11 protein-coding genes and 2 pseudogenes are annotated in these 14,806 nt (G+C 69.1%); 3 read left to right on the top strand and 10 right to left on the bottom strand.

The window, feature by feature from the left end:
• Positions 1–291: 291 nt before the first annotated feature.
• Positions 292–801 carry a cupin domain-containing protein gene (locus tag PUR53_RS47520; RefSeq protein WP_329912582.1) on the bottom strand — a complete coding sequence of 170 codons (510 nt, stop codon included), beginning with the start codon at positions 799–801 and terminating at the stop codon, positions 292–294.
• 771 nt (positions 802–1,572) lie between these two features.
• Entirely contained in the window at positions 1,573–2,139 is a 567-nt protein-coding gene (locus PUR53_RS47515; protein WP_329912581.1) for a hypothetical protein, read from the bottom strand.
• Positions 2,140–2,485: 346 nt separating this feature from the next.
• Between PUR53_RS47515 and PUR53_RS47510 the strand changes: the two genes are divergently transcribed.
• The gene (locus PUR53_RS47510) at positions 2,486–6,184 is read left to right on the top strand and encodes a BTAD domain-containing putative transcriptional regulator (protein ID WP_329912580.1); all 3,699 of its coding nucleotides are present in this window, start codon (positions 2,486–2,488) and stop codon (positions 6,182–6,184) included.
• Positions 6,185–6,443: 259 nt separating this feature from the next.
• On the opposite strand, the pseudogene PUR53_RS47505 reads toward PUR53_RS47510, so the two are convergent.
• Both PUR53_RS47505 and PUR53_RS47500 read right to left on the bottom strand, forming a co-directional pair.
• Positions 6,444–7,028: pseudogene (locus tag PUR53_RS47505) on the bottom strand (TSUP family transporter); the annotation flags it as partial.
• 285 nt (positions 7,029–7,313) lie between these two features.
• The gene (locus tag PUR53_RS47500; RefSeq protein ID WP_329912579.1) at positions 7,314–7,919 is read right to left on the bottom strand and encodes a TetR/AcrR family transcriptional regulator; all 606 of its coding nucleotides are present in this window, start codon (positions 7,917–7,919) and stop codon (positions 7,314–7,316) included.
• Positions 7,920–8,375: 456 nt separating this feature from the next.
• Between PUR53_RS47500 and PUR53_RS47495 the strand changes: the two genes are divergently transcribed.
• Positions 8,376–9,227 carry an alpha/beta fold hydrolase gene (locus PUR53_RS47495; protein WP_329901695.1) on the top strand — a complete coding sequence of 284 codons (852 nt, stop codon included), beginning with the start codon at positions 8,376–8,378 and terminating at the stop codon, positions 9,225–9,227.
• A gap of 45 nt (positions 9,228–9,272) precedes the next feature.
• Here the strand turns inward: PUR53_RS47495 and PUR53_RS48465 are convergent, their stop codons facing one another.
• Positions 9,273–9,650 carry a glycoside hydrolase family 3 C-terminal domain-containing protein gene (locus tag PUR53_RS48465; RefSeq protein ID WP_443080458.1) on the bottom strand — a complete coding sequence of 126 codons (378 nt, stop codon included), beginning with the start codon at positions 9,648–9,650 and terminating at the stop codon, positions 9,273–9,275.
• A gap of 813 nt (positions 9,651–10,463) precedes the next feature.
• Here PUR53_RS48465 and PUR53_RS47485 point away from each other — a divergent pair.
• On the top strand, positions 10,464–11,330 hold the full coding sequence (locus PUR53_RS47485; RefSeq protein ID WP_329901694.1) for an alpha/beta fold hydrolase: 867 nt from the start codon (positions 10,464–10,466) through the stop codon (positions 11,328–11,330).
• Between the two features lie 355 nt (positions 11,331–11,685).
• Here the strand turns inward: PUR53_RS47485 and PUR53_RS47480 are convergent, their stop codons facing one another.
• The 5 genes and pseudogenes from PUR53_RS47480 to PUR53_RS47460 form a co-directional block, all read right to left on the bottom strand.
• Positions 11,686–12,279 (bottom strand): TetR/AcrR family transcriptional regulator, encoded by a 594-nt coding sequence (locus PUR53_RS47480; protein ID WP_329901693.1) that lies wholly within the window; start codon positions 12,277–12,279, stop codon positions 11,686–11,688.
• 72 nt (positions 12,280–12,351) lie between these two features.
• Complete coding sequence (locus tag PUR53_RS47475; protein WP_329912577.1) at positions 12,352–12,552, bottom strand: hypothetical protein; 201 nt, start codon at positions 12,550–12,552, stop codon at positions 12,352–12,354.
• 161 nt (positions 12,553–12,713) lie between these two features.
• Positions 12,714–13,781, bottom strand: a complete 1,068-nt coding sequence (locus PUR53_RS47470) for an alkene reductase (protein WP_329912576.1) — start codon at positions 13,779–13,781, stop codon at positions 12,714–12,716.
• A gap of 196 nt (positions 13,782–13,977) precedes the next feature.
• Positions 13,978–14,361 (bottom strand): alpha/beta fold hydrolase, encoded by a 384-nt coding sequence (locus tag PUR53_RS47465; protein WP_329912575.1) that lies wholly within the window; start codon positions 14,359–14,361, stop codon positions 13,978–13,980.
• A gap of 94 nt (positions 14,362–14,455) precedes the next feature.
• Positions 14,456–14,692 (bottom strand): annotated as a pseudogene (locus PUR53_RS47460) (alpha/beta fold hydrolase); the annotation flags it as partial.
• Between the last annotated feature and the right edge of the window lie 114 nt (positions 14,693–14,806).

The following is a 14,806-nucleotide window of genomic DNA, read 5'->3' as shown; positions in this document are numbered from 1 at the left end:
ACCCGGCATTCCGGGTGGTGGCTGATCTCCCGGACCGACGGCTTCAGTGGGCCCGGCTCCATCTGAGCGGTGAGGGTCGGACCGCGCGCGTCTCTGCTCTCCGGAGGCAGATGCCCGGTCTGGGCCGTAGGGGATCGGCGGCCCGCTGGATCTGGATCCTGATCGTTGGCCGCGCCAGGTTCCGGCTCGCCCGGCCCGTTGCCGGGACCTCCGCCGGCCATGGGAGGAACCCGCTGGCCCCGACCGGCTTACTGGCGCTGACGTTTCCCTGAGCCGGTGCGCCTTGTTCCCTCAGTCCGTGGTGGGGGAGGTGAGAGGGGTGAGTTGGTGGATGTCGTGGCGGAGCCGTAGGGCTGTGATCTCGGCTTGGTCCGGGGGCCCTGGGGTGCTCAGGAGATCGGTGAGTTCCTGGAGGTAGGTCTCGTGGCCGGCGGGGGAGACGAGGAAGAGCATCCGGGCGGGTTCGGTCCCGGGGTTGGAGAAGGCGTGGGGGCATCCGGCGGGCACGAACATGAAGCTCCCGGGTCCGCCCCGCAACACGGTCGCTCCGGTCTCGGACTCCCAGGAACGCCAGTCGCCGGTGGCCTGGGTGGCCGGGTGGAAGGCGAGGAGATCGAGTTCGCCTTCCAGGACGTAGAACACCTCCTCGGCCTGGTGGTGCAGGTGCGCTCCGACATCGAATCCCGGCGCGACCTCGGCCTCGAACGTCGACCAGGTCGTCGACCGTTCAGCACCCGCCTTCAGGGTCATGGTCTGGATCCGGCGGCCGCCACCGGGCGGCAGCAGCAGTCCATCGGTCATGTCTCCTCGTTTCCCGGGTTCAGGGCTTCCAGCCGGTGCTGCGCAACCAGGTTCCGAGGCTCATCAGGCCGGGAGGGTGCTCCCGCAGGGCTGAGACGTCGGATCGTCCAGGTCGCCGCCGACAACGTCGGCTCCCGCCGCACACAGTGCTCTGGCCGGGGGCGAATCGAGGACGCACCAGGGCCCTGACCGGTCGGCCGCACTCGAGCAGTTGCCGTGCGGTCGCGCCACCTTGCCGGCAGGTGGCACCGATGACCAGCACGGGGCCCCAGCGATCTGCCATACGAAGCTCCTTGCGGAAATGGCTGGGCCGGTACATCTCGCGCGGGGTCAAGTAGGCATGGAGCGGTGTCCCGGAGGACCGGCCAGCAGCCCGCGGTGCCGAACTCGTCGCTTTCCTCCGTGCTCAGCGGGCGGGACTGCAGCCGGCTGATGTGGGCGTGCGAGACGGCTACCGCGGTCTGCGCCGGATTCGCGGACTGCGACGGGAAGAGCTCACCGCGCCAATACCGGGTGGGTCCGTCCTCCCTGGGGAGGACGGGCCTGGTGCGCTCAGCGTGCGGTGTCAGCTGCAGGTCCGGTGGTCGTGGCCGGCGAGTCGCGGCACGCCCCCTTTTTTTTGCGGTCACGTACCGCGCACGCCGTCGCCGCAAGCTACGGATTCGGTTCAACCGCGCTTCCGCGCCGCCTCCGGAATGTCGCTCAGCGATTGCCGGGTTCTGAGGAGGTACGCCATGCTGAACCAGCCCTCCTGCGGTCGGCGGCTCTGGGTCAGTAAAGCGCGATCGAGCTCACCAGGTCATTCCAACTGCCGTTTCCCATGTACCCGTCGGACTTCCACGCTCCGACGTAGACAGGGGAGGGGTTGCTTCCCCTGCCATCGTTGTCCTTGGCGAAGGAGGTGGCGCAATTGCCTGTCTTGTAGGAAGAGGTCTGGTCGTTGAAGCCGTAGTCGCCCAGGTTCTGCCAGTAGCCGCTGTCGTAGAACGACAGGATCCGGCCCTGGGGGTAGGGGGAAGAGTTGAAGTTGGCGTGCTCGTACAGGCGCAGCGGGGTCGAACAGTAGCCCTGGGCAGCGCTGGGGCTTGCGGTCTTGGCCTGTTGAGCGGCCTTTGTGTCGCTCTCCTTGGCGGTGCGGAAGCAGTCGATGACGCCGCGCTGGACGTTGCAGGCCTTGGCAGCGCCCCAGTCCTTGGACAGGTCGATCGTCTTGCCCTCGAAGTGCGCGGTGGTCGACGTCCCGGTCGCCTGGGCGGTCGGTGCCACGACGGTGGTGCTTCCTACTGCCAGCGCGAGTCCGCCGAGTGTGATGCCTGCCTTGGCAAGGATTCTCTGCATTTTGCTTGCTCCCTTGGTTGGGTCGGTTTGAGGCCTGGCGGAGGGTTACTTGCGTTCGTCCTCCCTGAGGGAGGATGGGCATGGCGCTTGATGTGTTCACCGGGTTGTCGGCATCCCGCCGCACGGCACAGGACAGCGCCCCAAGGGCCTTGTCGCCTGCGTCCCGTAGTGGGGTGAGGTGCTGTGCGATCAGCCCGACAACCGGCGTTCTGCTGCGATTCCTGTACGTACCCGGGGCAACCGTTGCGGGTAGGTGCCATTTCACCCCGGGTTAATGCCTGCCCACTCGTCGTGGCCGTCCGTTCGTTGTACGGCTCGACGCCTGCCGAGCTGAGCCTCGGGTTGTGTGTCGCGCTCTTCCCTGTCCTGCACCACGGTGCGCGGCCGACCGTCGGTGAATCTTGGACAAACGTTGAATTGGCTGGTCGAAGGTGCTATCCCAAGGTGGGGACTTGAGACTCGGGGGCGTGCCGTGACGGTTGAGTTCGATGTGCTCGGAAGCGTCGAGGCGCGAGTGGGCGGCCGAATCGTCGATCTTGGGCATGCCCGGCAGCGGTGTGTGCTGGCAGTGCTGCTGGTGGACGCCAACCAGGTGGTTTCGGTGGACCAACTCGTCGAGCGTGTCTGGGCCGACCGTCCTCCGCAGCGGGTCCGGAACGCGCTTTACGGTTACGTCTCCCGTCTGCGGCAAGCCTTGGCCATCGCGGAGGGGGCGGACATCGTCCGGCGATCCGGTGGTTATGTCCTCGACGTCGAGGCGACCGCAGTGGATCTGCACCGATTCCATGACGTCACCGCACGGGCCCGCGAGGCCGCGCAGAGCGCGCAGGACAAGCAGGCCGCAACCCTGTTCGGGCAGGCACTCGGCCTCTGGCGGGGAGATGCCTTCGCGGGTCTGGACACCCCTTGGATCAACGCCCTCCGCGAGGCCGTGGTCCAAGAACGGATTGCGGCCGAGCTGGATCACACCGACGTTCGGCTCCGCTGCGGTCAGCACACCGGGCTGTTGGCCGAGTTGTCCGCCCGGGTCGAGATACAGCCGCTGGACGAACGGCTGGCCGGCCAGTTCATCCTCGCCCTGTACCGCTGTGGTCGCCCAGCTGATGCCCTCAACCATTACCAGCAGACCCGGCTGCTGCTGGCCGAAGAACTCGGCTGTGACCCCGGCCTCCCGCTGCGGCAGCTGCACCAGCAGATCCTGACCACCGACCCCGCATTGAACGGCCCAGCCGCCGGGCGTGCTTCGGGATCCGCACCCGCTCTCGTGCCGCGCCCGATACCCGCGCCCCCGCCGGTGCGCACCCCACGGGGCGGCGGTGCCCTGCCCGGTCCGCCGACACCACAGCGGCCCCGGACGGGGAGCCACCTGATCGGGCGGGCAGCGGAGCTGATGGTCCTCGACGGTGCGATCGAGGATGCCCTGGCCGGTGCGCCAGGGATAGTCGAGGTCGTCGGGGAACCGGGTATCGGAAAGACACGGCTGCTCGGCGAACTGGCCGAGCGCGCGAGGCAGCGCGGTTTCGAGTCCCTGGCCGGACGCAGCGTGGAGTTCGACCAGGTTCCGTACGGTGCGTTCGTGGACGCCCTGGACGACCACCTCGGCCATGAGGACTTCCTCCGCCTCCGGCACGACGGGTTACCGCCCGGCGTGTTCGCCCTGCTGAGTACGGTCTTCCCCGCGCTCTGTGACCGGTTCCCGACCCGTCCGGAGCCGGTGAAGGTCGAACGGTACTGGTTCCACCGGGCGGTGCGGACATTGCTGGAGGCGCTGAGTGACGAGGGCGGGCTCGTGCTCAGTCTGGACGACCTGCAGTGGACGGATGACGGCACCGCCGAGCTGATCGACCATCTGATACGGCACCCGCCAAGAACACCGCTGTTGCTTGCCCTCGCCTACCGTCCCCGGCAGGCCCCACCGCGACTGGCCGGGGCACTGGCCCGGGCAGGAACGGAGGGAAGAGTGGCCAGGGTCGAGCTGGGTCCGCTGTCTCCGGCTGAGGGAGCGGAGCTGTGCGGGGCCAGGACGGATCACTGGCGTTTCCAACGGCTGTACGAGGCCAGCGGAGGCAACCCGTTCTACTTGGAGGCGCTGACCCGAAGCACCGGCGATCAAAGCTCTGAGGCGGCCCCGGCCGACTCGGCGCCTGTCGCCGACGATCTGCCGCAATCGGTGCGTGCCGCACTGCTGGAGGAGCTGGGGGGGCTGTCGGCCACCGCGAGGGCCTGTACACAGGCGGCCGCGGTGCTCGGCGACTCTTTCGAAGCCGAGATGGTGGCAGTCGTTGCCCAAACCGATGAGGCACAGGCCCTCGCGGCTCTGGACGACGCCGCGGAGCGGGACCTGGTGCGCCAGATCGGCTCCACGCGCCAATTCCAGTTCCGCCATCCGCTGGTGCGGGCAGCGGTGTACCAGGGGGCGGGCGCCGGCTGGCGGATCGAGGCGCACACCCGGGCCGCGGACGGCCTGGCGCGGCGCGGCGCACCGCTGACCGCCCAGGCATCGCACGTTCAACGTTCGGCGCGCGTAGGAGATGAACATGCCGTTGACGTACTTGAACGGGCCGCCCGTCAGGTGATGACGATCGCACCGGCCACCGCCGCGCACTGGACACAGGAAGCCCTGCGGTTGCTCGGCGAGCAGAGTCGACTGCGGCCCGAACTGTGGCTCCAGCAGGCCGATGCGCTGGGCATGGCCGGACGACTGCTGGAAAGCCGGGCCATCCTGCGCAAGGCCGCCACCCTCCTGCCCGCGCGGGACCGGGGCCGACGGGCCCAGGTGACTGCCCTACGAGCCACCATGGAGTGGGCGCTCGGTCGGTACGAAGAGGCCACGGCTCTGCTGCTGAGGGAGTTGGCGGACCACGAGGGTCAACTGCAGCCTGAAACCGCCACTTTGGAGTGGGGCGTCGCGGTGGTGGCGCTTCGTAAGAACGACTTCTCCACGGCGATCGGCTGGGGCGAACGCGCGTTGCGGTCGGCGGAACGTATCGGCGACCCGCCGCAGACCACCGCAGTCCGCGCTCTCCTGGCCCTGGCGCATACCTTCGCGGGCGACGCCCGGGCGGCCGACTACCTCGGCCTCGTGGTGGAAGTGCTCGGCGACACCGACGACCAGGAACTGGCCGGGCAGATGGACACGCTCGTCATGACGGGCTGGACGGAGATGCTTCACGGACGCTACGACCTCGCACTGCACCATCTCCGCCGAGGCCTGGAAGTGTCCCGCCGCACCGGCCAGAGCCTCGTGCTCGCCGATCTCTTCGCCGCCTCCGCCTACGCCTACCTGTGGCTCGGACGCCTGGATGAGGCAGCGGCCTACGCCGAAGACGCCCTGGAGGCGGCATCACTCGTCGGCAGCAGCGAGCCGCGCTCGTTGGCCGAGGTAGTGAACGCGGCAGTCCTGATGTGGCGGGGAGACTTCGCCGGAGCACTGAAGATCTGCGAGGAGTCACTCTCTTCGGCCGGCCCCGAACCGGGCGCGCACCGGTCGGCGATGGTCGGGATGCTCGGCCAGACGCTGCTGCTCAACGGCGATCCGGAGGGCTGTGTCAGCAAGGTACTCGAAGCGGGCGGCGGCCCGCAGCTGCTCGGGTTCGAAGCCCCGGTCCGTCCGATGTGGTTCCGGCTGCTGGCCGTCGCGGAACTGGCCCTGGGTGACGTGACAGCTGCCGAGATGTGGGCCGACCGGGCAGCCGATGCCGCGGGGCTCGACCTGTCGCCCGGCTGGCGCGGCTTCGCGTTGCTGGCCCGCGCCGAGGTACAACTCGCCCGGCAGAACCCGGCGACGGGTCCCACCGCGTGCCGGGCCGCTGCAGAGTTTCGCGCGGCCCGGATGCCCCTCAACGAAGCCATGGCCCGGCTGACAGGCGGTACCGCACTGTCAGCCTCCGGCCGCCAGGCCGAAGCACTTGCCCAGCTGGAACAGGTGAAAGCCCTGTCCGTCACCTGCGGGGCCCTTGCCCTGTCCGAACTGGCTGAGCACGAACACCGCCGGATCTCCGCCCAGGCCCCGCCTCCGACAACGGGTACGACACCCGGGACCTGAAGTTCCCGAACCGCACAAGCTCCGGTGGAGCAAGTCCTGAGAGACACTCCCGGGCTTTGTCCAACTCGGCGTCGGGGAAGCCGCCCATGGGGCCTGACCACCTACCGGCGGGTCAAATCGAGCTCGTTTGAGCAGCGACGCGTCCCGGGAAGTGCTGTGGCTCAACCACTCGCTCAGCCTGCTCGTTCTCCACGGCGGTCTCCGTCATCAGACGCTTCTCCCTGATCGTCAGATTCGCCGTTGATCAGAGACTCTCCGTAGACGTTGAGAAGGTCGCGGCGAGCGTGGCCGGTGTGATGAGGGCCAGGGGCAGGCCCGCGGGTGGCGAGGATCGGCGCGAGCAAGGAGCCGCCGCCGATCCCGTAGATGCCGCCCACCGCCCCGACGCACAGCGCCAGAGCAGCAAGCGCGGTGGGGGACGGTGCGGCGGCTTCGGCCGATGGCAGTGTGCCGGCCGGGTGCCGGGTGCCGGGTGCCGGGTGCGGGTGCACAACCACGGTCCGAGCGGCAGGAGTAGGGCTGCGATCAGCAGCCGGAAGACGCCTGGGCCCGGCAGGACGAACACGCGCACCGTGGCACCGGCGGCGACGCCGGGCAGCGTTCAGTGGACCAGGCGGCGGGCCAGGGGGCCGCGCAGGGCACCGTTGCGGCGGTAGCGCCACAGAGCACCCGGCCCGGCCACCACGTTGAACAGCAGGTTCGTCGGCGTGACCGCGGGGCTGGGCACACCCAGGACGCTGAGCTGGACCGGCAGGAGGAAGACCGCCCCGGACACGCCGACCGGCGCGGTCACCGTCGAGATCAGCAACCCGGCGGCCAGCCCCGCCCGGAAGGTCCACTCCACCGCTGTTGGTCGGAAGCGATTTCGGGGTCGGTGTGCCCGCCACGAGCAGGGTGGCGCCGTATCGCGAGGTCGGGCGTGGACCTTGCCGCCCGCCTTGAACCGTGCACCGCGGGTCCGACGCGGCAGGCGACGCCCGCGACGTCGCGCCCGAGCGTAGGGGGCGGACAAGGCTGCGTGCAGCTCCGCGTGTCGAGTGGACACCTCTTCCCGTACGGGTGCCGCGCCGCAGGTGAGGTGTTGGCGCGGCGCGGGCGGCGCGCTCCGCAGTGTCCGTGTGCACGCCGGTCAGTGCGCCGTCCGGGTGTCCCCTACGTGCTCGATGCCCAGGAGCGCGAGGGCGTTGTGGATGCCCTGATCGAGGACTTGGTCGGCGAGCTGTGGGTCGGCGAGGGCTCGTGCGAGCTGGAGCGTGCCGACCATCATGGCGTACGAACTGAGTGCCATGGGGCGGACCGAGAGCGGGTCATGGGGCGCCAGGCGCGCGGCGATGCCGTCGGCGACCACCAGTACGCCCTCGGTGTAGGCCTGCTTGGTCGGGTGTGTGCAGCGCCCTATCTCGTCGAGCAGGGCGGCGGAGGGGCAGCCGACGTCACGGCTGTCACGGTGCCATGGGGACAGGTACCAGCGCACGATCTGTTCGAGGCCGGCGCGGCCTGGTTCCGCGTGCGCGACGATGCTCGCGTTCTGGGCCTGCAGCTGGTCGGCGATCGTGGTGGCGACCAGGTCGTCCTTGGACGTGAAGTGGGTGTAGAAGGCGCCGTTGGTCAGCCCGGCGTCCCTCATGAGCGCCGTGATGCCCGAGCCGTCGATGCCGTCCTCCTTGAAGCGGCGGCCCGCCGTCTCGATGATCCTCTGCCTGGTGGCCTGCTTGTGCTCTCTCCTGTAGCGCACCGCACACTCCTCTACGTGCCGGGTGGGCCACTCGCCCCCCAGCGGCTCTTCCAGTGTATTGTATTGTGAACGTAATTCAATGACTGCCGATTCCGGCGCCCTCGCGGCCAGGTCGGGGTCGCCACCTCTCGGTCCTCGCCGCACTGGACCGCTTGCACTGTCGGTCACGCGCGGTTCCGCGAGCTCCGCTTGCCACGGAACCCTCTTGCGCACCCGGGTCACAGCTGCTTAGTATTATGAGTGTAATTCAATCGTCTCGCGGCTCGGTGCGGTGGATTCCGAGGTGATCGGAGCGAGCCGATGATCGAACAATCCGAGCGGATGGTCGGCCTGATCCACAACTCAGGCTCGCCTCGTCGAGCGCCGGCCAAAGGCAGCGACCCCACAGACCCAGCATGTCTTGCGCGCGCAGACCCGTGAGAACGGACGGGCACCCGCCATCAAGGGAAGGACGTCATGAGCACCTATCTGGCAGACAAGGCCGAGAACCTCACCGTGGAGGGGCCCTCCGCGACCTTCACCTACCGGCGCATGGGTCCGCAGGGCGGCGTCCCGCTGGTCCTGCTGCAGCGTTTCCGGGCGACCATCGACTGGTGGGACCCGGAGTTCCTGGACTACCTGGCCGCCGACCACGACGTGATCGTGTTCGACAACGTCGGCGTCGGCTACACCACCGGCGAGCCGCGCGACTCCCTCGACGGATTCGCCGAGGGTGCCGCCGAGTTCATCGAGGCCCTCGGCCTCGCGCAGGCCGACCTGCTCGGCTGGTCACTGGGCGGCTTCGTGGCCCAGCGCCTGGCCGCGCGGCGTCCGGAGCTGGTGCGCAAGATCATCGTGGCGGGCAGCGGCCCGACCGGCTGGGTGCCCGGTGCGCCGGAGGCGAGCGAGAAGGTCCTGGGCATCATGGCCAAGCCCGACGCCGACCAGGAGGACATGCTGTACCTGTTCTACCCGGAGACGGACGCGGCCCGCGCCTCAGGGCACGAGCACTTCGCCCACGTCGCGACCCGGCTCGCCGCCGGCGGCCCCGCGGTCACCGAGGCGACGGCGCAGGGCATGCTCGCAGCGATCGGCCAGCTCCTGGCAGCCCCCTTCGACGAGGTCAAGGCCGAACTGGAGTCCATCAAGCACCCCGTCCTGTACGCCAACGGTCTGCACGACGTGATGGTCCCCGCCCACGCGTCCTACGTCGCCGTCCAGCACCTGGCCGATGCCACCCTCCTCCTCTACGGCGACGCCGGCCACGCTTTCCTCTTCCAGCACGCCAAGGCCTTCACCAAGCAGGTGACCGACTTCCTCGCCGCCTGAAGACGTCGACCGCGCCGCCGCTCCCGAACCTCGGGCGGCGGCCGGTCAGCCATCGTGCAAGTGCCGCCTCACAGCTGTGAGGCGGCACTTGCACGACTGCCAGCCGTCATCGTCATCGAGGCTGGGCAGTCGGTGCGTATCGGTGACGTGACGGGATTCTGGACTGTCGGTTCCGAGAAGTGCACCGGCGCGTAGCCGAGGTCCTCGCCGAAGGGGGCCGTGCAGCCCCCGGACCTGGCTGCGGTAGAGCGGCAGCTGTCCGGCAGGGCGGGGCACGCTGAGCGGCAGCCGCCCGCTCGGCTCGATGCGACCGAGCAGGAGCTCGGCGATCGCCCGGCCGCCCTGCATCCCCGGGTTGAAGGCCTGGATGACGGCGTCCTCGCCGAGTTCCGAGGCGGGCAGCGTCGAGTACTTGCCCTGGATCAGGACGACGAGGGGCCGGTCAAGCTTCTGGAGGGTGTCGAGGAGTGGCTCCCCATGAGCTCCAGCGTCGCCGTGCAGCGGCCTTTCCCGGGCAGACCGGCGGTGTCGCCGACGACCGCGCCGACGTAGTCCGCCTGGGACGCGACCGCCGCCGCCTCAGCCAGTTCGGCCTCGTCGGCCTCGTCGGCCTCGTCGGCCTCGTCGGCCTCGCCGGGCAGGGCCGACCGGCTCGGGGATCAGCCGGCCGATCCGCGCACCGCGACGGTGGACGACGATCCAGTCACCGGGTACGAACTCGTTGCCGTCGAGACGGTCTTGGTCGGCTCGCACGTCGGGCGGCCGAGGGCGGGTCGGACGTTGATGACGACGGCGCTCACCATCCGGGGCGCAGCCAGGCGTCGGCCTGACGCCGGACATCGATGTCCTGACCGTCGCTCTCACCGGTCCGGACTGGACGTCCATGACTCGCCGGTCACGACTAGGTTCTCGTGGCCGTCGGCTTAGGTGGGCCGCGCCCTGCCCTGGTGGCGCGCTGTGCTGTGCACCACGACCTCGGCGGAACCCGTGATTCCGTTGCTGTGCATCTCGTTCGGCTCGACCACTTGCCCCCTGATTAAATTACGGTCATACTTCAATGGTCGACGGGTTGTTCAGGCACCTGATCCAAGGGGTTTCCCACTTCCTGGGCCTCCTCTGACCGCCGACCCCGGACTGCAGTCGCAGCCGGTAGACCGGGAACCGCTCTGCGCCCACCTGCGAGGAAGCAGAAATGGGCGCACAGTGGCGGTAACCCACGCATCGAAGGGCACGACCGTGAACGCACGCGAAACACGAGGCGACGTGGTGACGTCGTACAAGAACGCACAGACCCGCACCGTCACCGCCGACGGAGTGACCTTCGCCTACCGCGACCTCGGCCCCCGGACCGGCATGCCGGTCATCTTCATCACCCACCTCGCCGCGGTCCTGGACAACTGGGACCCCCGGGTCGTCGACGGAATCGCCGCCAAGCACCGGGTGATCACGTTCGACAACCGGGGCGTGGGCGCGTCCAGCGGCAAGACGCCGAAGACCATCGAGGAGATGGCCAAGGACGCCGTCACCTTCATCCGGGCCCTGGGCTTCGAGCAGGTCGACGTCCTCAGCTTCTCGATGGGCGCCATGATCGCCCAGGTGATCGCCGAGACCGACCCGCAGCTCATCCGCAGGCTGATCCTCGCGGGCACCGGCCCGGCCGGCGGCGAGGGCATCAAGAACGTGACCCGGATCTCGCACTACGACACCCTCCGGGCACTGCTCACCCTTCAGGACGTGAAGCAGTTCCTCTTCTTCACCCGCACCCCGAACGGGATTCGGGCCGGCAAGGAGTTCCTGGCCCGCTTGAAGGAGCGCACCAAGGACCGGGACAAGGCGATCGCTCTCAAGTCCTACTTCTCCCAGCTCAAGGCCATCCATCGCTGGGGCCTGGCACAGCCGCAGGATCTCTCCCGCATCCAGCAGCCCGTGCTCGTCGCCAACGGCGACAACGACAGGATGGTTCCGACGTCGAACTCGCACGACCTGGCCCGGCGACTGCCCAACGCCGAGCTGGTGATCTACCCCGACGGCGGCCACGGCGGCATCTTCCAGTACCACGAGCAGTTCGTGCCGACGGCCCTCGAGTTCTTCGGCCGGCCGTAGGGCCGCGGTGCGGTCTGCGCACGGGCCGAGGACGTTTGACTCAGAGCCGTGACGCCCGGCGGGCGTCACGGCTCTCGTTACTTGTTCGACATAACCGACCTGCTCGCTTCTCAGTCATACGGCGTCGAGGCGGTTGTCGTGCGGACGGCGATGCGGAGACCGGCGTGGTCGATATCCCGTCTGCGCCTGTCTGCTACGGCGTATCGAATGAGCGGAGCGTCATGCGCCGTACGAGCGGAGGATCGCCGCATCGGTGTCGCTTGAAGAGATCGCAGTTGGCCCGGGGACCGCCCGCTCACGCTGACGGCCGGAATCGCGCGTGCGTGGCACCGGCGTCCCGGCCCTTGCCAGGTGGTCAGCCGGCCGGTACCGACCGCTGTTGCGCGAAGGTGAGGGCGTTCTCGATTCCCTGCTCGAGGACCTCGTCGGAGAACTTCCGGTCGGAGAGCGCCCGGGACAGCTGCAGCGTTCCCACCGCCAGGGTGAAGAGCCCGACGGCCTGACCGCGGGCGGACTGGGGATCCTCGGGTGCCAGGCGGGCGGCGAACTCGTCCACGATGGCTTTGGCACCGTGGGTGTAGGCGTCCTTGGTTCCGTCACCGCAGCGGCCGATCTCGTCCAGCAGAGCGGCATTCGGACAACCGTTGCCGGGGTTGTCCCGGTGCTCGGGCGACAGATACGAGCGGATGAGATCCTCGAGGCCCTCGCGGCCGGGCCGCAGCGTGCCGAACTGCTCCACCTGCGCGCGCAGCTGCTCGGCGACGACGTGAGCGACGAGGTCGTCCTTGGACTCGAAGTGGGCGTAGAAGGCTCCGTTGGTGAGTCCGGCGTCCGACATCAGCGTGGAGATGCCGGAGCCGTCGATGCCGTCCTGCTTGAACCGGTGGCCGGCCCTCTCGATGATCCGCTGTCGTGTCACCTGCTTGTGCTCTTTGGTGTAGCGCGCCACAGGACTCCTCCCCAACTTTGCCCGGACGTTGCCTCGTATCCCATCCTAATCTGTGGTCTGACGCACGTAATATTACGATCGACAGGCGATTGTGTCATCGAGCGCGCTGCGGTCGCGGGCGTCCGGGGTGAACCCGACGACGGTGGGCGACGAGATGCCGGCTGCGATCTCCGACGTGTCCGGACGCAGATCCACGATGCCGACCCGGGCGCCGCGGGAGAGGATGCCGCCGGTGATGAGTACGACCTTGTCGGCGAGTTCGAATGCCGTCATGCGGTGCGGCGAATCCGGATTCGGAGCCGCGGGGCGGGACCTCGTTGTCATCGTCGGCAGTCCGCTCGCGTCGCGAGCGCGTGTGCACCACTGTCTGGCTGTGCCGTGGGTACGCCGAAGCGCCCGAGGACGGTGATTGCCTCGGGCGCCGGGGGCTGTGGTCAGGCGGCGTAGCTGGGGTAGTCGGTGTAGCCGGCCGCGCCGCCGCTGTAGAAGGTGGCGGGGTCGGGGGTGTTCAACGGGGCGCCGGCGCGTATGCGCTCGACCAGGTCGGGGTTGGCGAGTGCCATGGAGCCCACGGTGATGACGTCGGCGATGCCGTTGTCGATGTCCTTGGCGCGGGTGGCGATGTCGGTGCCGGCGCGGTTGAGGAGCAGCGTGTTGGGCCACAGCTCGCGCAGTGTGCCCAGGAGTTCCTCGTCGCCGCCGTGGGCGAGGTGCAGGTAGGCGAGGTCGAGGGGGGCGAGGGCGCGCACGAGGTGCGGGTAGAGCTCGTGGGGGTCGTGCTCCGCGAGGTCGCCGAGCTGGAAGGGGTTGCCGGGGGAGAGCCGGATGCCGGTGCGGCCGGCTCCGATCTCGTCGGCCACGGCCGTGGCGACCTCCACCGCGAAGCGGATGCGGTTGTCGAGGGAGCCGCCGTACTGGTCGGTGCGCTGGTTGGTGCTGGGAAAGAGGAACTGGTTGACCAGATAGCCGTTGCCGCCGTGGATCTCGACGCCGTCGGCGCCGGCCGCGATGGCGGCCGCCGCGGCCCGCCGGAAGTCGTCGACCGTCGCGGCGACCTCCTCGGTGGACAGTGCGCGCGGTACCGGCATCTCCTGCATCCCGGAGCCGGTGAACGTCTGGCCTGCCGGCTTGATCGCGGAGGGGGCCACCGGCTGCCGGTGGTGGGGGGTGTTGTCGGGGTGGGAGATCCGCCCGACGTGCATGAGCTGGATGACGATGCGCCCGTCGGCCTTGTGCACGGCGTCAGTGACCTTGCGCCAGCCGGCGATGTGCTCGTCGGTGTAGATGCCGGGGGTCACCGGGTAGCCCTGGCCGTCGGCGGAGGGCTGGGTGCCCTCGGTGATGATGAGGGCGTGCGAGGCGCGCTGGGCGTAGTACTCCGCGTTCAGCTCGGTCGGCACGCCGTCCGGGGTGGCCCGGCTGCGGGTCAGGGGGGACATCGCCAGACGGTGCGGCAGGGAGATCTTTCCGGCGACGGTCGGGGTCCACAGGCTGTCGAGCATGCGTGGTTCCTCAGGTGTTGGTGGCGGACATCCGGCAGACCTGCGTTCCGGGCTGTGAGTCCGATGAGGCATCCGCCATGAGCATGGGTCAATTATATTACGCACATAATACTTTGCTGGGTGGTGGGCGGCGCGGGAAGGGGGCCGGGGTGACCGTCGGCCGAGGGCGTGCCGCTCGCCCTGCGCGCGCGGCTGCTTACTCGTCGAGGAACTGAAGCGCGTGCTTCAGGAACCGCTCGGGGTACTGGAAGTGCGCTGCGTGCCCGGCGTCGGGGTAGATCAGCAGTTGGGCGTTGGGGATGTTCTGGGCGAGGTGCCAGGAGTTGATCGAGGCGATCATCACGTCGTTCGTGCCGTTGATGACCAGGGTCGGCTGGGTGATCGCGTTCAGGAAGGTGTAGGGGTTCTCGCCGGGCAGGGGTTCCGCGTAGGCCATGGATGCTTCGAACTGCGCCTGCCCGACTGCGGGTGAGCTCGGCGGGTCCTGGTCCACCCGCTGGTGGCGTCGCTCCCAGAAGGCCCGGCCCGCTTCGATCGCGGCTTCCGAGCGACCGAAGAACAGGAAGAGGAAGTCCTCCAAGGCCGGGGACCGGATTCAGGGCCACCTCGGGCACTTTGGGATCCATCGTCGGGTCCCCGCCCCGCAGGCCGGTGCCGAGCAGGAGGAGCTTGCGCACCAACCGGGGGTGGCGCAGCGCGACTTCCTCTGCCTGGTAACCGCCGAGGGAGAAGCCGAGCAGGTCGACCTGCTCCAGCCCCAGCGCCCGGATGACCGCGGCGATGTCGTCGGCCATGTCCTCGACCCGGTTGCGCGGTGTGCCGGATGAGGAGGCGATGCCGCGCCCGTTGAACAGGATGACCTCACGGCCTTCGGCCAGGCCGTCGGTGAGCAGGGGGTCCCAGTGGTCCATTCCCCCGCGGAAGTGCTGGACGAGGAAGATCGGTACGCCGGAGGGCTTGCCCCAGCGCCGGTAGGCGAACCGGTCGCCATCGACCTCGACGTACTGGGTCGGGGCGGTCACATG

This window comes from Streptomyces sp. SP18BB07, from assembly GCF_036322545.1.
Classification (GTDB): domain Bacteria; phylum Actinomycetota; class Actinomycetes; order Streptomycetales; family Streptomycetaceae; genus Streptomyces; species Streptomyces deccanensis.
Note: the sequence above shows the minus strand (reverse complement) of the source record. Positions and strands in the feature narration are given on the sequence as shown.